The sequence below is a fragment of the Parahalioglobus pacificus genome (assembly GCF_014652275.1).
Taxonomy (GTDB): Bacteria; Pseudomonadota; Gammaproteobacteria; order Pseudomonadales; family Halieaceae; genus Parahalioglobus; species Parahalioglobus pacificus.
Genome location: NZ_BMYM01000002.1, coordinates 413,811 through 433,929, shown reverse-complemented (window position 1 = coordinate 433,929; position 20,119 = coordinate 413,811). Strand labels below are relative to the sequence as shown.

The 20,119-nt window shown below is 57.9% G+C and carries 22 protein-coding genes; 13 read left to right on the top strand and 9 right to left on the bottom strand.

Annotation, left to right across the window (positions count from 1 at the left end; all coding sequences use genetic code 11):
- The first annotated feature begins 28 nt into the window (after positions 1-28).
- Both rsmD and coaD read left to right on the top strand, forming a co-directional pair.
- Entirely contained in the window at positions 29-619 is a 591-nt protein-coding gene (rsmD, locus tag IE089_RS10710) for a 16S rRNA (guanine(966)-N(2))-methyltransferase RsmD (RefSeq protein ID WP_189477812.1), read from the top strand.
- 117 nt (positions 620-736) lie between these two features.
- Positions 737-1,219, top strand: coding sequence for a pantetheine-phosphate adenylyltransferase (gene coaD / locus IE089_RS10705; protein WP_189477811.1), 483 nt, complete (start codon positions 737-739; stop codon positions 1,217-1,219).
- A 34-nt stretch (positions 1,220-1,253) separates the two neighbouring features.
- Here the strand turns inward: coaD and IE089_RS10700 are convergent, their stop codons facing one another.
- The 5 genes from IE089_RS10700 to radC all read right to left on the bottom strand — a co-directional run bounded on the left by IE089_RS10700 (position 1,254) and on the right by radC (position 3,834).
- Positions 1,254-1,619, bottom strand: coding sequence for a hypothetical protein (locus IE089_RS10700; protein ID WP_189477810.1), 366 nt, complete (start codon positions 1,617-1,619; stop codon positions 1,254-1,256).
- 55 nt (positions 1,620-1,674) lie between these two features.
- Complete coding sequence (gene mutM, locus IE089_RS10695; RefSeq protein WP_189477809.1) at positions 1,675-2,487, bottom strand: bifunctional DNA-formamidopyrimidine glycosylase/DNA-(apurinic or apyrimidinic site) lyase; 813 nt, start codon at positions 2,485-2,487, stop codon at positions 1,675-1,677.
- Between the two features lie 113 nt (positions 2,488-2,600).
- Positions 2,601-2,756, bottom strand: coding sequence for a 50S ribosomal protein L33 (gene rpmG, locus IE089_RS10690; RefSeq protein ID WP_189477808.1), 156 nt, complete (start codon positions 2,754-2,756; stop codon positions 2,601-2,603).
- 26 nt (positions 2,757-2,782) lie between these two features.
- Positions 2,783-3,019 carry a 50S ribosomal protein L28 gene (rpmB, locus tag IE089_RS10685; RefSeq protein ID WP_189477807.1) on the bottom strand — a complete coding sequence of 79 codons (237 nt, stop codon included), beginning with the start codon at positions 3,017-3,019 and terminating at the stop codon, positions 2,783-2,785.
- 122 nt (positions 3,020-3,141) lie between these two features.
- The gene (radC, locus tag IE089_RS10680) at positions 3,142-3,834 is read right to left on the bottom strand and encodes a RadC family protein (RefSeq protein WP_189477806.1); all 693 of its coding nucleotides are present in this window, start codon (positions 3,832-3,834) and stop codon (positions 3,142-3,144) included.
- 100 nt (positions 3,835-3,934) lie between these two features.
- Here radC and coaBC point away from each other — a divergent pair, with 100 nt between their 5' ends.
- From coaBC to slmA, 4 genes are all read left to right on the top strand, one after another.
- The gene (gene coaBC / locus IE089_RS10675; RefSeq protein ID WP_189477805.1) at positions 3,935-5,143 is read left to right on the top strand and encodes a bifunctional phosphopantothenoylcysteine decarboxylase/phosphopantothenate--cysteine ligase CoaBC; all 1,209 of its coding nucleotides are present in this window, start codon (positions 3,935-3,937) and stop codon (positions 5,141-5,143) included.
- 153 nt (positions 5,144-5,296) lie between these two features.
- Positions 5,297-7,759, top strand: a complete 2,463-nt coding sequence (locus IE089_RS10670) for a phosphomannomutase/phosphoglucomutase (RefSeq protein WP_229802711.1) — start codon at positions 5,297-5,299, stop codon at positions 7,757-7,759.
- Between the two features lie 28 nt (positions 7,760-7,787).
- A complete protein-coding gene (argB, locus tag IE089_RS10665) occupies positions 7,788-8,690 on the top strand; it encodes an acetylglutamate kinase (RefSeq protein ID WP_189477804.1) in 903 nt (300 codons plus the stop codon).
- 101 nt (positions 8,691-8,791) lie between these two features.
- Positions 8,792-9,433 (top strand): nucleoid occlusion factor SlmA, encoded by a 642-nt coding sequence (gene slmA / locus IE089_RS10660; RefSeq protein WP_189477803.1) that lies wholly within the window; start codon positions 8,792-8,794, stop codon positions 9,431-9,433.
- 2 nt (positions 9,434-9,435) lie between these two features.
- Here slmA and IE089_RS10655 read toward each other — a convergent pair whose 3' ends face one another.
- Positions 9,436-10,071, bottom strand: coding sequence for a hypothetical protein (locus tag IE089_RS10655; RefSeq protein ID WP_189477802.1), 636 nt, complete (start codon positions 10,069-10,071; stop codon positions 9,436-9,438).
- A 57-nt stretch (positions 10,072-10,128) separates the two neighbouring features.
- Entirely contained in the window at positions 10,129-10,770 is a 642-nt protein-coding gene (gene pyrE / locus IE089_RS10650; RefSeq protein ID WP_189477801.1) for an orotate phosphoribosyltransferase, read from the bottom strand.
- 144 nt (positions 10,771-10,914) lie between these two features.
- Between pyrE and IE089_RS10645 the strand changes: the two genes are divergently transcribed.
- On the top strand, positions 10,915-11,694 hold the full coding sequence (locus tag IE089_RS10645) for an exodeoxyribonuclease III (RefSeq protein WP_189477800.1): 780 nt from the start codon (positions 10,915-10,917) through the stop codon (positions 11,692-11,694).
- Here the strand turns inward: IE089_RS10645 and rph are convergent.
- Positions 11,691-12,410: a ribonuclease PH gene (gene rph / locus IE089_RS10640; protein ID WP_189477799.1), complete on the bottom strand. Its 720-nt coding sequence runs from the start codon at positions 12,408-12,410 to the stop codon at positions 11,691-11,693. The genes IE089_RS10645 and rph overlap by 4 nt on opposite strands.
- 133 nt (positions 12,411-12,543) lie before the next feature.
- Here rph and IE089_RS10635 point away from each other — a divergent pair, with 133 nt between their 5' ends.
- The 5 genes from IE089_RS10635 (at position 12,544) to IE089_RS10615 (ending at position 17,075) form a co-directional block, all read left to right on the top strand.
- Entirely contained in the window at positions 12,544-13,416 is an 873-nt protein-coding gene (locus IE089_RS10635; RefSeq protein ID WP_229802710.1) for a YicC/YloC family endoribonuclease, read from the top strand.
- Between the two features lie 4 nt (positions 13,417-13,420).
- The gene (gmk, locus tag IE089_RS10630) at positions 13,421-14,062 is read left to right on the top strand and encodes a guanylate kinase (RefSeq protein ID WP_189477798.1); all 642 of its coding nucleotides are present in this window, start codon (positions 13,421-13,423) and stop codon (positions 14,060-14,062) included.
- Between the two features lie 182 nt (positions 14,063-14,244).
- Positions 14,245-14,505 (top strand): DNA-directed RNA polymerase subunit omega, encoded by a 261-nt coding sequence (gene rpoZ / locus IE089_RS10625; RefSeq protein ID WP_189477797.1) that lies wholly within the window; start codon positions 14,245-14,247, stop codon positions 14,503-14,505.
- A 44-nt stretch (positions 14,506-14,549) separates the two neighbouring features.
- On the top strand, positions 14,550-16,667 hold the full coding sequence (gene spoT / locus IE089_RS10620; protein WP_189477796.1) for a bifunctional GTP diphosphokinase/guanosine-3',5'-bis pyrophosphate 3'-pyrophosphohydrolase: 2,118 nt from the start codon (positions 14,550-14,552) through the stop codon (positions 16,665-16,667).
- A gap of 24 nt (positions 16,668-16,691) precedes the next feature.
- Complete coding sequence (locus IE089_RS10615) at positions 16,692-17,075, top strand: RidA family protein (RefSeq protein WP_189477795.1); 384 nt, start codon at positions 16,692-16,694, stop codon at positions 17,073-17,075.
- Here the strand turns inward: IE089_RS10615 and IE089_RS10610 are convergent, their stop codons facing one another.
- Positions 17,076-17,930: a Rossmann-fold NAD(P)-binding domain-containing protein gene (locus tag IE089_RS10610; protein WP_189477794.1), complete on the bottom strand. Its 855-nt coding sequence runs from the start codon at positions 17,928-17,930 to the stop codon at positions 17,076-17,078.
- A 74-nt stretch (positions 17,931-18,004) separates the two neighbouring features.
- Between IE089_RS10610 and recG the strand changes: the two genes are divergently transcribed.
- A complete protein-coding gene (recG, locus tag IE089_RS10605; RefSeq protein WP_189477793.1) occupies positions 18,005-20,071 on the top strand; it encodes an ATP-dependent DNA helicase RecG in 2,067 nt (688 codons plus the stop codon).
- The last annotated feature ends 48 nt before the right edge of the window (positions 20,072-20,119 follow it).

Genomic DNA, 20,119 nt, shown 5'->3' with positions numbered 1-20,119 from the left:
TCCTACCATTCCTCGCCGGGGTGCTTAAATGAAGAAAGGGGCGCGAAACCGCCAATCGGGCAACAGCCGTCAGTTGCGCCTGATCGGGGGGCAATGGCGGGGCCGCCGGCTGCAGTTTCCCGACCAGGCCGGTCTGCGGCCGACCACCGATCGCGTTCGAGAAACCCTCTTCAACTGGTTAGCACCCTACGTGCACGGAGCGTGGTGTCTGGACTTGTTCGCCGGAAGCGGCGCGCTGGGTCTGGAAGCGCTGTCGCGCGGCGCCGACGGGTGCACGTTTGTCGATACGAGTGCTGCAGCAATGACGGCTATTGCCAATCACCTCGTGGCCCTGGGCGCGGGTAACAAGGGGATTTGCCACAACCAGCCCGCAGAATCTTTCCTTTCCCAGTCAGACGAAAGCTGGGACATCGTGTTCGTCGACCCCCCCTTTGGCCTGGACCTGGCCATACCAGCCCTGGCTTCACTGGCAGGTACAGGCCGTCTGCATGACCAGTCGCTGGTGTATCTGGAAACCGGCAAAGGCGAGTCGATACATCACCTTCCCACAGTCTTTGAAGTGCACCGAGAGAAAGTGGCCGGCGAAGTGGCTTACCGTTTACTGCGTGTCAGCGCCTAGGCACCGCACAGCCCCTCATACAGATAAGGTGGTCACCAAGGACGAATGGCCGCGCCATTTGTGGGGTCCCCGCAAAATTGTTTACCATCCGCCGACACCCGTTCACTGGACATCACTATGCGCACCGAGACGGTCATCTATCCAGGCACTTTTGATCCCATCACCAACGGTCATGTGGATCTGACCGAGCGCGCTGCACGGCTGTTTGATCGCGTGGTCGTCGCTATTGCGCACAGTGAGAAAAAAACACCGCTGTTCAACCTGGAGCAACGCGTGGAATTGTGCGAGGCATCATTGGGACACCTGGATAACGTTGAAGTGGTGGGATTCAGTAATCTGCTCACAGAATTCGCCCGCAGCCAAGGCGCCCACTGCGTACTGCGCGGGCTACGTGCCGTGGCTGATTTCGAGTACGAATTTCAGCTGGCCAATATGAACCGCGCAATGTGGCCAGAGTTTGAGAGTATTTTCCTCACACCCTCTGAGCATCTGTCGTTTATATCGTCCAGCCTGGTACGTGAGATCGCAGCACTGGACGGCGATGTCACGCCGTTTGTGCCTGAGCCGGTCAATGTTGCACTGAAGGCGCGCTTCAGCTGATGGGAAGCGGCGGCCTATGGCCGCGACAGAAGAGTCAGTCTTCTACTTCTTCTTCGCCCCGGGCGGCGCGAATCTGCTCGACGTCTTTATTGGTGTAACCGGTCTCGCGGCAACCCAGACAGCGCATGAATGTGGTTTCAGCAGGACCGACAACCAAGGTTTCAGCCGCCTCTCCGGCGTGCCCAGCCAACAAAGTAAATGGCAGGCTAACCAGCCACGCTGCAGTCCCACCCGCAGTCAGTACAACGCCAATCGGTCTTGCTACCAGTAGGTCACCCACCATGGCGCCCGCACTGGGGCTGTCATCGATAGCCTCCTGGGCTAACAGGGTTTGTGGCAGCGCCACACAGGCGATAGCGGTGGCTGCAGCCAGGCGTCGCATGGATGCTTTTATTTTCATTGTTCACTCCCGTGAAGTGGTCACGTTCCCCTTAAGCACAACAAGTGTAGACCCACTAACGCTGGCAGGTCACGCAATAAACTGAAGTTCGCTGACCTAGCCGGGACTCCCGTAACTCCGAGCCGCAGGCCTTACAGGGCTGGCCGGCACGGCCATAGACATACAGCTGCTGGGCGAAGTAACCCGGCTTCCCATCGCCGCCCACGAAGTCCCTGAGCGTAGTTCCGCCTTGCGTTATAGCAGAAGTAAGCACTTGCTTCACATTGTCTACCAGGCGCCGATAGCGCGCCAACGAAATACGCCCCGCAGCACGCGAGGGGGCGATACCACTAAGAAACAGGGCTTCATTGGCGTAAATATTACCAACGCCCACCACGACTTTTCCGTCCATCAGGAACTGCTTTATCGGTGCTTTGCGCCCGCGAGAACGCTGGTACAGGTATTCACCATTGAAGTCATCCGAGAGCGGCTCTGGCCCAAGGTGCGTCAGTAAAGGGTGCGGCTCACCGGGTTTCAGCCACAACCAGCAGCCAAACCTGCGCGGGTCGTTGTAGCGCAGGCAGCGGCCATTCTCGAATACCAGGTCGATATGATCGTGCTTGAGAAGCGTATCGGTTGGGCTCATGACCCGCAGGGAGCCGGACATCCCAAGATGGACCAACAGCGTGCCAGCGTCTGTGTCGAACAACAGATACTTGGCGCGCCGGCGAACGGCCGTGATGGTCTGCCCGCCCGCCCGGCTGGACAAGTTGTCCGGGACAGGCCAGCGCAGCCGGTGGTCCCGCACGATGACTTCCGTGATGCGCTGCCCCTCGCTATAGGGCGCTACCCCGCGTCGGGTGGTTTCTACTTCTGGCAGCTCGGGCATACGGGCTCTTCGGGCAATTAAGGCAGGGGATTGTGCCCCAATCGGGCGCTGGGAAAAATCGCAGGCACAAAAAACCCCGGACTTGCCGGGGTTTTTTACAACCAGTAAGGCAATTACTTGATTTTGCCTTCCTTGTAGATCACGTGCTTACGTACCACGGGATCGTACTTCTTCATTTCAAGCTTGTCCGGCGTGGTGCGCTTGTTCTTGTCCGTGGTGTAGAAGTGGCCAGTACCGGCCGTTGAATTCATGCGAACCTTGTCTCTCATGATAATTCTCCCAATAAGGCCGTGATTTAGACTTTCTCGCCGCGGGCGCGAAGGTCTTCCAGTACCTGCTCGATACCTTTCTTGTCGATAATGCGCATGCCCTTGGAAGAGACTCGCAGGCTGACAAAGCGCTTCTCAGACTCAACCCAGAAGCGGTGCTGGTGCAGGTTAGGCAAAAAACGACGACGAGTGCGGTTCTTTGCGTGTGATACGTTGTTTCCGGTGACCGGACGCTTGCCGGTGACCTGACATACTCTTGCCATGATTCCTCTCCCAAAAAAGCGGGAATACTTAAATTCTGGTGTGGCTTATAGGGCTTTTTAGGGACCCCTGCCGCGCGGAGCGCGACTTTATACCAGAACACCCGAGGCGCCGCAACAGTTTCCTAGCGAGGGGCCGGCCCCAGCAGCCCTTCCTCGGCAAAGGAAAACGCTCGCCCCCGACCAATAATCACGTGATCCAGCACACGTACGTCCAGCAGACCCAGAGCGGCAACAAGCCGATCAGTAATCCGCCTGTCTGCACTGCTGGGCTCCGCCAGGCCCGAGGGGTGATTGTGCGCAAAGATCACCGCTGCCGCGCGGTATTGCAAAGCGCGTACGGCCACCTCCCGCGGATAGACGGCGGCACCGTCCAGGGTCCCCAGAAACAGATCCTCGCACCGCAACAATTGATGCTGGCTATTGAGGAACAGGCAACAAAACACTTCCCGATCTCTTTGCCCCAAATGATGCTGCAGGAAGGCCCGAGTGCGCTGGGGACTGGACATCACATCCATCTCACGCAGGCTGCTCTCGGCGCAGCGCCGGGCAAGTTCCAATGCCGCCTGCATCAGGGCGTACTTGGCCGGGCCCAGACCAGGCTCTGACTCCAACAAATGCCGCTCTAGGCCCAACAACCCTGGGAGGTCGCCCGCCATGGCCAGCATATCGCCTGCTAACTCTGTGGCACTCACGCCAGGGCGGCCCGTGCGCAGAATCACGGCCAACAATTCCTCGTCGGACAGCGCCCGCGGCCCCAACTGAAGCAGTCGATCACGCGGACCCTGTCCATTGGCCCGAGCCCTACTGGGCACCATATTCACTCCTCCCTGGGTGCCCACCCGATCAGTGTTTTTAACAGTTGTGGGGTGGTATGGTCGTCTTCCTTCTATTGATTGTCCCTGTCCGGGAGCGGAAATGGCACATCTTTTTAATCGCAATGTGCTCTTAGGTGTCAGCGGCGGCATCGCTGCTTATAAGTCCGCCGAGCTGGTACGCCAGTTGCAGAATCGCGGTGCGACCGTCCGGGTCGTGATGACCCGGGGTGCACGGGAATTCATTACCCCGCTCACGCTGCAGGCCTTGTCAGGTAACCCGGTACACACCGAACTGCTGGACGAAGAAGCAGAGCGCGGCATGGGCCATATCGAACTAGCGCGGTGGGCAGACCTGTTACTGCTGGCACCTGCCACGGCCGATTTGTTAGCCAAGCTCGCATCGGGGCGCGCCGATGATCTGCTGACAACCGTTGCACTGGCCACCGCAGCACCGGTATTGCTGGCGCCCGCCATGAATCAGCAGATGTGGAAAGACGCCGCTACCGCCAGCAATATGGATGCGCTGATACAACGCGGCTACACCGCCGTTGGCCCGGCAGAGGGTGAACAAGCTTGTGGCGATGTCGGCCCGGGTCGCATGGAAGACCCTGTGGCCATCGCAGACCGCGCAGAAAGCCTGTTCCCTCGGGAGTGTCTGGCAGGTAAGCGTGTTGTCATCACTGCTGGGCCCACGCGCGAAGCGCTGGATCCAGTGCGGTATATCACCAATCACAGCTCCGGCAAGATGGGCTTTGCACTGGCGCGCGCGGCTGTCGAAGCCGGTGCTTCCACCACGATTATTGCCGGCCCCGTTGCGCTGGAAACCCCCGAGCATGTGCAGCGTGTAGACGTCACCAGCGCTCGGGATATGGCCACTGCCAGCAATGAGCTCGCTGCTGAAGCCGATATCTTCATTGCCTGCGCCGCGGTTGCCGATTACCGGCCCGCGGAGGCGCAGACCAGCAAAATCAAAAAAACCGGCGAAAGCATTACCTTGGCCCTGACCCGCAACCCGGACATTGTCGCCAGTGTCGCGCAACGGGAGAACGCACCCTTCACCGTGGGCTTCGCGGCCGAAACAGATAATGTTGTGGCCTATGCCCGCGGCAAACTCGAGCGCAAAGGACTTGCTCTGATTGTGGCGAACGATGTGTCCAACAGCCAGATAGGATTTAACAGCAATGAGAACGCAGCCACTCTGGTTTGGGCTGACGGACAGCGGGAGCTCGCCCAGGCCAACAAAAACACCATTGCGCGGCAGATCATTGACCAGATAGCGGGAATGTTGCCGACAAACTCACCCAAATAGCGGTTTCGGGATTCACGCAGCGCGGCCAGTGGTACTATTATGACCACCAACTTATCAGGCACTTACGCAACCGTTATGCCGCTAAAACAAAATAATAAAAACAGTAAGTCTGCAGCAGCGCGGCCTCAGCCCTTTCAGGCTAGCGGCAACACCTTGCGCTCGGTTGTACTCATGGGCTTGTTGGTTGCCATTGTGCCTGTCATGTTGGGCGTGGCCTATCTGGCGTTGGTGCGCGAACCGGCCAACACGGATTCCCAGCTGTCAGAGGCCGCCCAGAGCTATGCGAGCCAGGGCGCTGCACGCATTCATGCCCTTCTCAATCGAATCGACTCACGCATCGAAGCAGCCGCGTCTTCCCCGCTGGCCGCCCAGGCACTGGCCGGCAACGACCAACAGGCGCTGGATGACACCGAACGTACTTTGCTGAGCTTTTTCCCAGAGGCCAGCAGCATCTCACTGGTTCCCCTGGGCGAGATGGGTACCGCCACCTTCAGCAGCGGCAATGATGAAGCACGCAATCACATTGAGCTTGATTTATTGCGTCGCACCAGCCGGGGAGAGCAGGCACCCCCGGAAGCCTATCAGCACGAGGGCACAGGGCTAACTTCGATCGCGCGCAGTGTGGGTGGCGATACAGCGAATCAGCAGGCGGTCATGCTCATCACATTCAACAATTCACTGCTACAGGATCAACTTAACGCGCTGGACATTGATAGCGGCCAATTCCGCCTGGAGCAGGTACTCCCCGCAAGCCCGGATCGCACGACCACCGTTGCCCAATCAGGCAATGGCGATCTGGATACTCTGAGTGCAACGTTCTCAGTGCCACAGAGTCAGTGGCAGGTCACATTTACGCCGTCGCGGGCCTTTTCCAACCGCTTTGTCCAGAGCCCCGTAACGCTGTTCGCGGTCCTGGGATTGGTACTGGTTGCCGTCATCGCGGGCTTCGCCCTGGTTCTCGTGATGTTTCCGAAGCGCCTGGTCAATGAAACACGCAAAATCACGGTCGCTGCTGACAAGCGCACCAGCGTAGAGCTGGCGATACCGGAACTGGTGCCACTGGCCCGCGAGCTTCGCCGCGCCACGCTACGCGGGCTGCGCAGGGCAGGTCCGGAGACTGAGGAAGAAAAAGCGGAGCTGGACAGCGATGTTTTCGCGGACCCGGCGTTTGGCGATACGGGCAGCTACGAAGTTTTGGAGCTGGATGGCCAGGAACAGGGTGGCAGTGCCGCAGAGAACGACCCCGACTTCCCGTCGCATATATTCCGCGCCTATGACATTCGCGGCCTTGCCGACGATGAACTGGATGATGAGATGGTGGCGAAAATCGGTGGTGCCATCGCGACACTGGCCGACGAACAGGACGAGCAAACACTGATCGTCGGTTGCGATGGCCGCACCAGCAGCCCGCGGATCAAATCCACGCTCATCAAGGCACTCATGAGCGCGGGCCGCGATGTGATTGATATTGGCGTGGTGCCAACGCCCTTGCTTTACTTCGCCACACGCCACCTCGACTGCCGCTCCGGGGTCATGGTGACCGGCAGCCACAACCCCGCTGAGTTCAACGGCTTCAAAGTGGTCATCAACCAGCAGACCATCGCCGCGGGCGGCATTGCCGATATTCGCGACCGCGTGAAGGCGGGCCGCTTCAGCAAAGGCCAGGGCCGCGTCATCCGAGAGGACGTTACCGAGGCCTACATTGATGAAGTGATGAGTGACATCGCCATTGCTGAGTCCCTGAAGATTGTTGTCGATGCCGGTAACGGCGCCACCAGCAAAATCGGACCTGCGCTATTTGAGGCACTGGGCTGCGAAGTACTGCGCCTGCACTGTGAATTAGACGGCCGTTTCCCGAATCACCCGCCCGACACCAGCGACGAAGCCAACCTCGAGGATCTGGTTGCAACCGTGCGCAATACCGGCGCCGACTTCGGCGTTGCCTTCGATGGGGACGGCGATCGGCTGGCCGTGGTGACCGGCACCGGCCAGATCGTGCGCTCCGACACCTTGATGATGGTGTTCTCGGAGGATGTGGTGTCACGTAACCCAGGTGCCGACGTTGTGTTTGATGTGAAGTGCTCGCGCCATCTGGCAGAGCTGATCACCCGCTGCGGTGGCAGGCCCATCCCCTGGAAAACCGGTCATGCCTTCATGAAGGAAAAAATGCAGGAAACTGGCGCGCTGCTGGGTGGCGAGTTCTCCGGCCATATTTTCTTCGGCGAGCGCTGGTATGGCTTCGATGATGGCATGTATGCAGCGGGTCGCCTGGCCGAAATACTGGCCACTGGTGAGTCCACACTGGATGAAGCACTGGCTTCATTCCCAAGCAGCATCAATACACCAGAGATTCTTGTACCCGTGCCCGAGGCTGAGAAATTCCGCCTTATCAACAACTTGGCGGCAGCCGGCAGCTTTACTCTGGGCAAGGTCAGTAATCTCGACGGAGTACGCGTGGACTTTCCCTATGGCTGGGGCCTTGTGCGCGCCTCCAACACCAGCGCAGCACTAACCGCGCGGTTCGAAGCAGACTCCGCCGAGGAGCTGGAATCGATACAGCAGGAGTTCCGCACCCAACTGCTGGCCGTAGACCCCGAACTGTCACTGACTTTCTAGGAGAAGCCCCAGTCGGGGCTCAACACACATGTCCCTCACCCGCGAATCCGCACTGAATATCGCCCAGGTACTGACTGAGGCACTGCCCTACATTCAGCGCTTCACCAACAGAACAGTGGTGGTGAAGTTTGGCGGTAATGCCATGGTAGACCCGGCCCTGCACGACAGCTTTGCCCGCGACATCGTCTTGATGAAGCTGGTGGGGATGAATCCGGTGGTGGTTCATGGCGGCGGGCCCCAGATCGGCTCCCTCTTGGAAAAACTCAACATCCAGACCGAATTCGTGGATGGCATGCGGGTTACCAACGCAGAGACCATGGACGTAGTGGAGATGGTGCTGGGCGGCAGCGTCAACAAGGAGATTGTCGCCTCAATCAACCGCAACGGCGGCAAAGCCGTGGGTGTAACCGGCAAAGACGGCCAGCTCATCCGCGCGCGCAAACTCACCGTGAATCGCTACAGCCCGGAGCTGAAAGCACCCGAGATCATCGACATTGGTCATGTTGGCGAGGTCGACAAAATCGACACTGAAGTGCTTAACCTGGTGCTGGGGAGTAACTTCATTCCGGTTATTGCGCCCATCGGCGTGGGCGAGCAGGGTGAGAGCTACAACATCAACGCCGACCTGGTGGCGGGAAAGATCGCGCAGGTGATGCAGGCGGAGAAGCTAATGCTACTGACCAATGTTGCAGGGCTGCTCGACAAGGAAGGCGAGATTCTTACGGGGCTGAGCACCGGCCAAGTCGATGAGCTGATCGCCGATGGCACCATCAGCGGCGGTATGCTCCCCAAAATTGGTTGCGCGTTGGATGCCGTGAAGTCGGGTGTTGCCAGTGCTCACATCGTGGACGGGCGTGTACCCCACGCCGTGCTACTGGAGATTTTTACCGACGAGGGCATTGGTACACTGATCACCAATCGCCGCCTATAGGGCACGAAAGCACTTAAAATACGGGTTTTCGTGGCCAGACTTATTGCAGCAGTGGCGGTGAATGGATAGCATGAAAGCTTACTGTCCGGTACCCAGGTGACATGCCAGCAAGAAGATCACAGCGACGTCAGCAGATTCTCGAGGCTCTCGCGCAGATGCTGGAAGCCAACCCGGGCAATCGCATCACCACCGCAGGCCTTGCAAGAGAGGTAGGCGTCTCCGAGGCGGCGCTGTATCGGCACTTCCCCAGCAAGTCCAAAATGTTCGAAGGGCTGATAGAGTTCATCGAAGACACGCTGTTCACCCGCATCAATATCATCCTCAACGAGGAAGCCACGGCCGCCAAGCGTTGCGAAAAAATGCTCACGCTGCTACTGGCATTTACCGAGCGTAATCCCGGCATTACCCGCATCCTCACCGGAGATGCCCTCGCTGGGGAAACCGAGCGACTGCACCAACGGGTACAGCAATTGTTTGATCGCTTCGAAACCCAGTTGCGTCAGGTGATTCGGGAGGCGGAAATGCGGGAGGGGCTAAGGCCGACGATCCCGCTGAACGCTGCCGCGAACCTTTTGATGTCAGCGGTAGAAGGCCGGATATCCCAGTTTGTTCGTAGTAATTTCAAGCGCTCACCCACTGCAGAATGGCAGGATCAGTGGCAAGTCTTGATGCAGTCATTTTTCCGTGAGGCGGTGAGCCAGCCCCTGCCCGGCCAATCAGGCAGCTACGTTACTCAGGGCTAGTCTTACTGTGAGGCGAGGCTGCGACGCAGCTCAACCACCTCCAGCAATTGCTCGAAGCGATCAATATCTTTCTGGAACGAAGCGCGTACAGCGTCTATCTCTTCTTCGCGGTCGGCGATTGAACGGTCTGTGCTCTCGATTTCACCCTGCAGATCGGCAATTGCCGTCAGATGGGCAGCGTCGACACTGCGGCCCAGTCGCTCTTGGTCAGCGGCTTGTGCCTGATAGGTTTCAACCTGCTGGCGCAGCGAGCGCTTGTTGCTCTTGAGGATACTCACCCGAATCTGCAAGTCACGTAACTCGCGTTCCCGGGCCGCCTCGATGTCTTCGATACTGCTGTAACGGAGCAGAAGCGACTCATCCCACTCCCGCAGCCGCTTTTGCTCTTCCAGTGCCTCTGCCTCAAGCCGCTCCTGGGCACTGCGATTGGCTAGCTCTTCTTCGGTGAGCTCGCGAGGCACAACGCGCATCACTACGCCGCGCTCATTCAGCACCTCATACCCGGCGGACACGTACTCAGGGGGCACGCGATGGTCTATCACTACATTGCCTTCGGCATTGGTGTAGCGATAGAGCTCGGAGTTAGCGGCCGAGGCGACAGGGAGCAACAAACATGCTGCCAATGCGCCCCGGTACATGGCGATTTTTCCGGCGATCATCACGCCAATATAGGACCATCGCTAGGGCAGAACAAGCTAAACCCCGTATTTTCCGCGGTATTCCTGCATGCCCTGAAGCGCACCATCCGGGTCTCCCTGAGACTCCAGATAATCGATGATGTGCGCCATATCGATGATGCTCAGCACCGGAATACCATGGGCTTGCTCGATTTCCTGAATAGCCGACAGCTCACCGGCGCCCCGCTCCTGACGGTTCAGGCCTATCGCGACCCCCGCCAGGCTGGCACCGGCCTCCTCGATCATTGTGATGACCTCACGCACCGCGGTACCAGCCGTGATCACATCGTCGATGACCAACACCTTACCCTCCAGCGGAGCGCCAACCAGCATTCCGCCCTCCCCGTGTGCCTTGGCTTCCTTTCGGTTATAGGCAAAGGGCACATCACGGCCGTGGCGATCAGACAGCGCAACGGCCGTTGCCGCTGCCAGGGGAATGCCCTTGTAGGCAGGGCCGAGTAGCACGTCGAACTCCACCCCCGAATCCACGATGCGGTCGGCATAGCACCGACCCAGTGCCGCCAGGGCGGCGCCGCTGGCAAACAGCCCGGCGTTGAAGAAGTAGGGGCTTACGCGGCCAGATTTGAGCGTAAATTCGCCGAAACGCAGCACATCGTGCCCCCGCGCCAACTCAATGAATTCTTTTTGATAGCTTTGCATGAGGTATCTCGGTGGAGAAAGGAAGAGCATGGCTCACTCGCGATTGGCGGGTGGCCGGATACTGATTGCCTGCGGTGTTAGCAGGCAGTATTCGCCGGCTTCAGGCTCCGGTATGATACATCCTCGCTGAACAAGGGACCAAGAATGAGAATTATCAGTCTCAGCGCCGACGGCATCAAAGATGCCGCCAAACGGGGACTCTACGACTGGCTGGACGAGCAGGACGCGGACATTATCTGCATCCAGGACTTGCGCTGTTCGGAGTACGATCTACAAGAAGATCTCTTCTTTCCCTCTGCCTACAACGCCTACTTTTTTGACGATGTGGACGGCAAGGCGAACGGCGTGGCGATTTACTGCAAGCAGCTACCCAAAGCCATCATGACCGGCCTGGGCTTTGCCGACTTCGACATGGAAGGCCGGTACATTCAGGCCGACTACGACAATCTGAGCGTGGGCTGCCTGCTGGTACCCGATGCCAAGGATGACGAACCAGAGAGCCTGGAGCGCAAGAGCGAGTTCCTGCGCTTGCTTCAGAACCATCTAATGAAGGTCCGCAATAAGCGTCGCGAGTTCATCGTGTGCGGCAATTGGCAGTTGGCCCATACGCCCAACGACCTGCAGGACAGCGAGCGTAATGCCAATAGCAGCGGCTTTCGGGCTGAAGAGCGACAGTGGATGGATGAACTGCTGGAAGGCGGCTACGTTGACGCCTTCCGGGAGATAAACTCCGACCGAGACGAGTTCACCTGGTGGCCTGAGGGCGACCGCGACAGCAACAGCAACGGCTGGCGCAGTGACTTTCACCTTGTGTCACAAGGCCTGAAGTATGCCATCGACTACGGCGCTATCTACACAGCCAAAACCTTCAGCAACCACGCACCTGTGATTATGGATTACGACATCGAGGTGCAGTCGCCCTAGTCCGCCAGCGCCGCCTTTTGGGCGGCCATTAGCTCAGTGATGCCACTGGCTGCCAGATCCAGCATGGCATTCAACTCTTCACGAGCAAATGGGGCGCCCTCGGCCGTCCCCTGTACCTCGATGAATCCGCCGTCCTCGCCCATCACCACATTCATATCCGTCTCGGCGGCGGAATCTTCCGGGTAATCGAGATCAAGAACCGGAACGCCCTGGTAAACGCCCACAGAAACTGAGGCCACCATTTGCAGTAGCGGATCAGTCGTAATCAGCTTCTCCCGCTGCAAATGATTAATGGCATCCACCATCGCCACACAGGCTCCGGTAATGGACGCCGTGCGCGTACCGCCGTCAGCCTGAATTACGTCGCAATCAATGGTCAGCGTGAATTCACCGAGCTTCTTCAAATCCACCGCAGCGCGCAGCGAGCGACCAATCAAGCGCTGAATCTCAACCGTACGCCCACCCTGCTTGCCACTGCTGGCTTCACGGCGCATACGCGTGCCCGTGGAGCGCGGCAGCATGCCGTACTCCGCAGTAATCCAGCCTTGCCCACTGCCACGGAGGAAACGCGGCAAACCCTCCTCCACCGATGCATTACAAATCACCTTGGTGTTACCAAACGCGACCAGCACGGAGCCTTCGGCCTGGTTAGTAAAGTGGCGGGTGATGCTGATATCGCGCAGGTGGTCGGGCTGTCGACCGCTGGGTCTTTGCATGGGAATTGCTCCGGGTAATGGTGCGCGAAGTATACGCCAGCGAGTGCCCAGAGACAGACGCAATGCCATTCCCTGCTGCGCGGGTATTCGCCAAGCTGATACACTCGGCGCTTGATTCAGGGGAGACCATTCAGTGGCTCACATTAACAGCATGACGGCCTTCGCACGCGAGAGCGCGGTCACAGACATGGGCGTAATCACCGTCGAGCTGCGCACCGTCAACCATCGCTACCTGGACTGCAATTTCAAATTACCTGAGGTCGTCAGGCCGCTGGAGGCCAAGCTTCGGGAACAGGCCAGCAAGGCGCTGACACGCGGCAAGCTGGACTGTTTTATTCGCGTACAAGCGGAAAATGAACGTGCGGCGAGCCTCGAAATTGATCAGCAGCAACTGACCCGTGTGCTGGAGGCCGTAGCAGCTATCGACGCACAACTACCCCAGGCCCAGGCGCTAAACCCCCTGCAGGTACTCCAATTCCCGGGCGTGTGCAGTGCCGGAGAGGGCAGTGACGAGGCGCTGCAGGCCGAGACTGCCGCTTTGTTCAAGCGGGCGCTGGCCACAATCGTGGATAACCGCCAACGCGAAGGTGCCAAACTGGCCGGGATGATACGAGAGCGCATCGACAAGGTCGCAGACGAGGTCTCCCAAGGCAGAGAGCACATCCCTGCCCTGCTGCAACAGCAGCGCGAGCGGGTAATGGCGAAAATCGCAGAGCTGGACGTTGAAACCGACGAGGGCCGGCTGGAGCAAGAGCTCGTCTATATGGCGCAAAAGGCGGATGTAGATGAGGAGCTGGATCGCCTCGAAGCCCATGTCGATGAGGTGAAGCGGATTCTCGCCAAGGGCGGGCCCTGCGGCAGGCGGCTGGATTTCCTGATGCAGGAGCTGAACCGCGAGGCCAACACCCTCTCGTCAAAATCTACCGCCAGTTCGACCACCCGCAGCGCTGTTGAGCTGAAAGTGCTGATCGAACAGATGCGCGAACAGATACAGAACATCGAGTAATACAGTGACAGCAAGCAAGCAACAGGCCGCCAGCGGCACGCTCTATACCGTATCAGCCCCCAGCGGGGCGGGAAAAACCAGCCTGGTGGCCGCACTGGTGGACGCCAACGAGGCGCTGCGCGTCTCGGTATCACACACCACTCGCACCATTCGCCCGGGCGAGACCGACGGGGTGAACTACCACTTCGTGCATAAGCCCACCTTCATGACCATGTTAGAAGACGGCGTGTTTCTGGAGCAGGCCGAGGTATTCGGTAATCTCTATGGCACTTCACAGCTGTGGGTTGAGGAGCAGCTGACAGCAGGCACCGATGTGATTCTGGAGATCGACTGGCAGGGCGCGCAGCAGGTCAAGCGCCTGATGCCGGGCACGCAGGCCATCTTTATCCTTCCCCCCTCCCGCGACGCCCTGCGCGAGCGACTCACCACCCGGGGCCAGGACAACGAGGCCATTATTGAGGGCCGTATGGACCAGGCTCAGCAGGAAATGTCCCACTATGTGGAATCCGACTTCCTGGTGTTAAATGACGATTTCGCGACAGCGCTGGCACAACTGCAGGCGATCATCGACTGTCACCGCCTTCACACCCAGCAGCAGACCCAGCGCCTGGCCAGTACGCTGGCAGACCTGATGTCCCCGGGCTGAGCAGGCAGTATTCACGCCCCTCGCAGGCTGGCGATTGGTTGAAAATTCAGCGATAATGCGCTGTCCTTCGGGTGCGGCGATGCTGCACCAGCTCCGGGGGCCACATCATCCGGACTTTAGAATTCGCCTGTCGCAGTCTGTCTGCGGCCGGCACAAGCTTTATGTTTTAGGAAAAATGAGTCATGGCTCGAGTCACTGTAGAAGACTGTCTTGAAAATGTTGCCAACCGCTTCGAACTGGTCATGGTGGCCAGCAAGCGCGCGCGTCAAATGGCAACGGGCGGCAAAGACCCGCTGGTCGAGGAAGAATCTGACAAGCCCACGGTTATCGCCCTTCGCGAGATCGCCGATGGCCTGATTACCCCCGACATTCTCGCCCGCGAAGATGAAATTGAGGCCGAAGAAGAGCTGGCCGAAGTCATGGAGGCCAGCGAGCCGCTGTAAGCGGGGCCCACCTAAAGGGCATCACTGACGCGCCGGTACACACCATGCAAACCATTGATGCCCTCGATTCCACACTGCGCAGCTACCTGCAACCGGACCAATCCACCCAGGTCCGACGCGCCTACTACTTCGCCGAGCAGGCCCACCATGGGCAGCTAAGGCGTAGCGGCGAACCTTACGTTACACATCCCCTGGCCGTGGCTAACATTCTGGCCGACATGCACATGGACCATCAGAGCCTGATGGCCGCCATGCTCCATGACGTGATCGAAGACACTGGCATCGACAAATCCGCCATTGGCGATCAGTTCGGCGACACCGTGGCCGAATTGGTGGACGGCGTGAGTAAGCTCACGCAGATGGAGTTCTCGACGCTGGAGGAAAAGCAGGCTGAGAACTTCCAGAAGATGGCGTTGGCCATGGCAAGGGACATCCGCGTCATTCTGGTGAAGTTGGCTGACCGACTGCACAACATGCGCACCCTGGGCGTGCTGCCCACGGGAAAGGCGCGCCGGATTGCGCACGAGACGCTCGAGATATACGCGCCGATCGCCATGCGCCTGGGTATGAACAATGTGCGCATGGAATATGAAGACCTGGGCTTTTCTGCCCTGTATCCCATGCGCGCCCGCCGAATTTCGGCGGCCCTGCTCAAGGCACGAGGTAATCGCAAGGAACTGGTGGACAAGGTACGCCACCAGATCGAGAGCACGCTGGAGCAGGAGGGCCATGACGTAGAAGTTATTGGCCGCGAAAAACACCTCTACAGCATCTACAAGAAGATGAAATCGAAGAAGAAGTCCTTCTCCGAGATCATGGACATCTACGCGTTTCGAATCATCGTGGACTCGGTGGACACCTGCTATCGGGTCCTCGGCAGCGTGCACAGCCTGTATAAGCCAGTACCGGGTGAATTTAAAGATTACATCGCCATCCCCAAGGCCAACGGGTATCAGTCATTGCATACCGTTCTGATGGGCATGCACGGTGTGCCCATTGAAATCCAGATTCGCACTCGCGAGATGGAAGAGATGGCGAACAACGGCATCGCCGCACACTGGCTGTATAAAAGTGACAGCCAAAGCGCCAGTGGCAGTCACGCAAGAGCCCGCCAGTGGGTACAGGGCCTGTTGGAGATGCAGCAGCGCGCAGGTAACTCGCTGGAGTTCATCGAGAGCGTCAAGATCGACCTCTTCCCGGACGAGATCTACGTGTTCACGCCCAAGGGCAGAATCCTGGAATTACCCCGCGGCGCCACGGCCGTGGATTTCGCCTATAGCGTCCACACCGACGTGGGCAACAGCTGCGTGGCCTGCCGTATCAATCGCCGACTGGCACCCCTGTCGGAGCCTTTACAGAGCGGGCAAACCGTCGAGATTCTGACCGCTCCCGGCGCTCGCCCCAATCCCTCGTGGTTCAACTACGCGGTGACAGCCAAGGCCCGCACCAATATTCGCCACTTCCTGAAACACCAAACCCGGGAAGATTCTGTGGCTCTGGGCAAACGGCTGCTGGACAAGGCGCTGGTGGCCCAGGATAGCGGGCTGGATCAGCTGTCAGACACAAACCTTGCGGACTATCTGCAGCAGAACGAGTACGCCGAACTCAACGACCTGCTGGAAGACATCGCTCGGGCAAACCGCCTGCCGACCATCACGGCTCAGCAGCTGCTGGGCCAGAGTTCCACGGAAACCGAATCTGATTCAGACACCCAGGCCGCGCCGGTTGCCATTCGTGGCACCGAGGGCTTTGTTGTGAGCTATGGGCGCTGCTGCCACCCCATTCCCGGTGACCCCATTGAGGGCTACCTCAGCTCGGAAAAGGGCGTCGTGGTGCACCGCGAGTCCTGTAAAAACCTGGGCGACATGCGGGATAACCGAGAGCGCCTGGTGGCTCTGCGCTGGGACGACGAGGTCGAGGGAGAATACGATGCCGTGCTGCGTATTGAAGTCGAGAACCGCCGCGGCATGATCGCGGTACTCGCAACGCGCATCAACAGCATGGGCGTGAACATCGAAAAAATCTCAACCGAAGACAAAGACTACCAGTTCACCTATGTCGATCTGGAGATACAGATTGAAAGCCGAGTTCACCTGGCCCGTATTATGAAACGCCTGCGTACCGTGGATTCTGTCCGTCGTGTCAGCCGCGTCACCAACTGATAGGCAGCTACAAGGAGAGTGCCCGTGAGCAATCGCGCCATCATTTCAACCCCCTACGCGCCTGAGGCCATCGGCCCCTACTCGCAAGCAGTCAAAGTCGGCAATACCGTATGGATTTCCGGGCAGATCCCTCTCGTACCTAGCGACATGACCTTGGTAGAGGGGGACATCAGCGCGCAGGCCACGCAAGTGTTCAAGAACCTTGCCGCTATCGCCGAGGCCGCCGGTGGTGATCTCAACAGCGCCGTCAAGATCAATATCTCTGTGACCGACATGGGAGACTTTGCTGCGGTGAACGCCGTTATGCAGGAGTTTTTTGAACCGCCCTATCCCGCGAGAGCCTGCGTGGAAGTCGCTGGCCTTCCCAAAGGTGTCGCGATTGAGATCGAGGCAATCCTGGCCGTCTAATCACCGCTTGGCGATGACCGCCGCGTAGCCCGCACGGTAATTCGGGTAAGCAAGAGAGAAACCGCTGTCGCGTAAACACTGGTTATTGCATCGTTTGTGCCCGCTCACCATACGCGCGGCATCAAAGCGGCGCTGATCCTGCGGCACACCCAGGGAATCTGCGATAAAACACTCCACTTCGTGCTGCGGCACCGATGAGTCATCGCAGAGTGTATAAGCACTGTGAAGCTCCATGCCCTCGCAGTCGCTGGTAATAGCGAACTCGATAAAGGCAGACACGTCCTCTCGATGGATACGGTTGCTGTAGCTTACGGGCTGCTCTGGGCATAGTTGGCCGGCCGCAATACGTGACAACAAGCGCCCTCGGGGGTCGCCGTAAATCCCTGCACAGCGCAGCGCGGTGCATGGTATATCCGAGTCATGTAAGGTCTGTTCTGCCGCTATCATCATTGCCGCCATGGCATCACCCCGCGCCAGCGGGCTGTTCTCATCGACCCAACCACCTTCTTTCTCTGCATAAACGCGGGTACTGGATACAAACACAATGCGGCTAGGCCGGTGGTCACCTAACCCTTGCAACAAATTTTGACTGGCATACAGAAATCCACGCTCGTAGCCAGCCACATCGCGTGACGTGGGCTTAAAAGTGGTTACGACGTAATCCGGTCGCAAAGCTTCCAAGGCTGCAAGCCCGCCCCGCTGCGTGTAATCGGTGGTAATGGTAAGAAATGGGGGTGGCAAGAACTCGCTGCGCCGGCGCGCACCGATTACAGTAAGGCCTCTCCCTGCCAGCGCGGTACCCGCGCGCAGAGCTAGATCACCGGAGCCGATGAAAACCACTGTTTTTTCGTTCATCGCTATTTGAGTTTTAACTGTTGAGACAGCATCCTCCCATGTCGAAGATTATTAGGCCATGACTAGTCGCAGCAATGAGTAAGCCGCTAGCCGAAATTCCCGTTACCTCTCTTCGCGGCGTGGGCCCAAGCTTAGCTGGCAAGCTCCTAAAACTGGGGATTTATTCCGTTGAAGATGTGCTCTTCCACCTACCACTTCGGTATCAAGACAGAACACGGATCACGCCCATTGGTGCCATCCAAACTGATGCTGATATCGTTGTCGAAGGTACTATCAAGTTAGCCGATATAGCTTTTGGCAAACGACGCAGCCTTGTGATTCGAATGCAGGACGGCACAGGTACGGTAACACTGCGTTTCTTTTACTTTTCTTCACATCAGAAAAATAATTTGAAACCCGGCGTCAAATTACGCTGCTTCGGTCAGGCTCGGCGGGGCAGTTCTGGCCTAGAATTTTATCACCCCGAGTATGAGCTTATAGAGGATGACGATGTACCACTCAATAAGCATCTAACCGCGATATACCCGACCACCGAAGGTGTTGGGCAGAAGCAATGGCGTAACCTTTGCTCACAAGCCATTAAGCAACTGCAAGATCGACCGCCTGCCGACCTTATCGGCAACTACCTACAATCTGATTTTGATCTAGTCTCCGCACTGCATTACCTGCATAACCCACCCGCCGATGCACAGCTCGAGCTGTTATCGGCGGGCAAGCATCCAGCGCAAATCCGGCTGATAGTAGAGGAGCTTGCGGCTCACCGACTTGCTGGTGAACATTTACGCCAGCTGCAGAAGAATAATCATGCGCCATTGGTGCCGGTGGCGCCAAAACTGCTTGAAGAATTTTCGAGAACGCTCGCATTCACACCAACCGATGCCCAGTCACGCGTGGTCAGCGAGATTTGCGCCGAGCTTTCCCAAACACAGCCAATGATGAGACTCGTACAGGGGGATGTTGGCTCTGGCAAAACGCTCGTGGCGGCAATGGCGACATTGCAAGTCGTCTCGGCTGGGTTTCAGGTCGCATTTATGGCGCCCACCGAACTATTAGCTGAGCAACACCTGGCAAGTTTTCAGCTTTGGTTCAAGGATTTACCGGTGAACGTTGGTTGGCTGAGTGGGAGAACGAAGGGGAAAGCAAGAGAGCGCATCTTGTCAGAGATTGCAGAAAATCAAATACAGCTACTCATTGGCACCCACGCGATTTTTCAGGAGAAGGTATCCTTTAAAAGTTTGGGCATGGTAATTGTCGATGAGCAGCATCGATTTGGTGTCCAACAGCGGCTATCACTGAATGAAAAAGCCAATGGCGGATACAAGCCACATCAACTCGTGATGACGGCAACGCCGATCCCGCGATCTTTGTTCATGGTGGCGTACGCAAATTTCGACTGCTCAATCATCGACGAATTGCCGCCCGGCAGAAAGCCTGTGTCAACCGTGCTGATAGATAGCGCACGTCGAGACCAGGTGGCTAGTCGCGTCAAGGACGCCTGTGAGAGCGGTAAACAAGCGTATTGGGTGTGCACCCAGATTACCGAAGACGAAGAGTCTGATCTGCAAGCCGCTGAGGCCACATTTAAAACACTCCATGAGGCACTGCCTGAACTTACCGTCGGGCTGGTGCACGGGAAAATGAAGCCAAGCGACAAATTGACTGCCATGCACGCCTTTAAGGCTGGTGAGATTGACGTTTTGGTGGCCACCACGGTGATTGAGGTCGGTGTAGATGTCCCCAACGCCAGCATCATGGTTATAGAGAACCCTGAGCGCTTGGGTCTGGCCCAATTGCATCAGTTGCGTGGTCGAGTCGGCAGGGGGCCTGAAGAGAGTTACTGTGTGCTTCTTTTCAAACACCCCCTTAGCTCAAATAGCCATGCGCGATTGCGAGTTATACGGGACAGTAATGATGGTTTCCACATCGCTGAACAAGATTTCAAGCTGCGCGGCCCTGGCGTGGTTCACGGAACAAAGCAAGTAGGCTACACATCGTTTAAAGTCGCGTCCTTCCCCGAGCATGAGTACTTATTGAGCTGCGCAGAAAGCGTTGCTGAAAGCATCCAAAGTTTCTCGCCCGATACGACGCGTACCATCATTGAGCGATGGTGTGACCTTGACACTGGATATGCGGATGTCTAGTCCTCCATTACGACTGTAATTGGTATAATGTCGAGGCTCGCTCCCGGA

What these genes read in the sequence shown, in the direction of transcription:
- recG (WP_189477793.1), top strand. Translation starts at nt 18,005, where the DNA reads ATGAGTAAGCCGCTAGCCGAAATTCCCGTTACCTCTCTTCGCGGCGTG.
- rsmD (WP_189477812.1), top strand. Translation starts at nt 29, where the DNA reads ATGAAGAAAGGGGCGCGAAACCGCCAATCGGGCAACAGCCGTCAGTTG.
- IE089_RS10655 (WP_189477802.1), bottom strand. Translation starts at nt 10,071, where the DNA reads ATGTACCGGGGCGCATTGGCAGCATGTTTGTTGCTCCCTGTCGCCTCG.
- spoT (WP_189477796.1), top strand. Translation starts at nt 14,550, where the DNA reads ATGCAAACCATTGATGCCCTCGATTCCACACTGCGCAGCTACCTGCAA.
- coaD (WP_189477811.1), top strand. Translation starts at nt 737, where the DNA reads ATGCGCACCGAGACGGTCATCTATCCAGGCACTTTTGATCCCATCACC.
- rpoZ (WP_189477797.1), top strand. Translation starts at nt 14,245, where the DNA reads ATGGCTCGAGTCACTGTAGAAGACTGTCTTGAAAATGTTGCCAACCGC.
- IE089_RS10610 (WP_189477794.1), bottom strand. Translation starts at nt 17,930, where the DNA reads ATGAACGAAAAAACAGTGGTTTTCATCGGCTCCGGTGATCTAGCTCTG.
- rph (WP_189477799.1), bottom strand. Translation starts at nt 12,410, where the DNA reads ATGCAAAGACCCAGCGGTCGACAGCCCGACCACCTGCGCGATATCAGC.
- IE089_RS10700 (WP_189477810.1), bottom strand. Translation starts at nt 1,619, where the DNA reads ATGAAAATAAAAGCATCCATGCGACGCCTGGCTGCAGCCACCGCTATC.
- radC (WP_189477806.1), bottom strand. Translation starts at nt 3,834, where the DNA reads ATGGTGCCCAGTAGGGCTCGGGCCAATGGACAGGGTCCGCGTGATCGA.
- argB (WP_189477804.1), top strand. Translation starts at nt 7,788, where the DNA reads ATGTCCCTCACCCGCGAATCCGCACTGAATATCGCCCAGGTACTGACT.
- mutM (WP_189477809.1), bottom strand. Translation starts at nt 2,487, where the DNA reads ATGCCCGAGCTGCCAGAAGTAGAAACCACCCGACGCGGGGTAGCGCCC.
- rpmB (WP_189477807.1), bottom strand. Translation starts at nt 3,019, where the DNA reads ATGGCAAGAGTATGTCAGGTCACCGGCAAGCGTCCGGTCACCGGAAAC.
- coaBC (WP_189477805.1), top strand. Translation starts at nt 3,935, where the DNA reads ATGGCACATCTTTTTAATCGCAATGTGCTCTTAGGTGTCAGCGGCGGC.
- pyrE (WP_189477801.1), bottom strand. Translation starts at nt 10,770, where the DNA reads ATGCAAAGCTATCAAAAAGAATTCATTGAGTTGGCGCGGGGGCACGAT.
- IE089_RS10645 (WP_189477800.1), top strand. Translation starts at nt 10,915, where the DNA reads ATGAGAATTATCAGTCTCAGCGCCGACGGCATCAAAGATGCCGCCAAA.
- slmA (WP_189477803.1), top strand. Translation starts at nt 8,792, where the DNA reads ATGCCAGCAAGAAGATCACAGCGACGTCAGCAGATTCTCGAGGCTCTC.
- rpmG (WP_189477808.1), bottom strand. Translation starts at nt 2,756, where the DNA reads ATGAGAGACAAGGTTCGCATGAATTCAACGGCCGGTACTGGCCACTTC.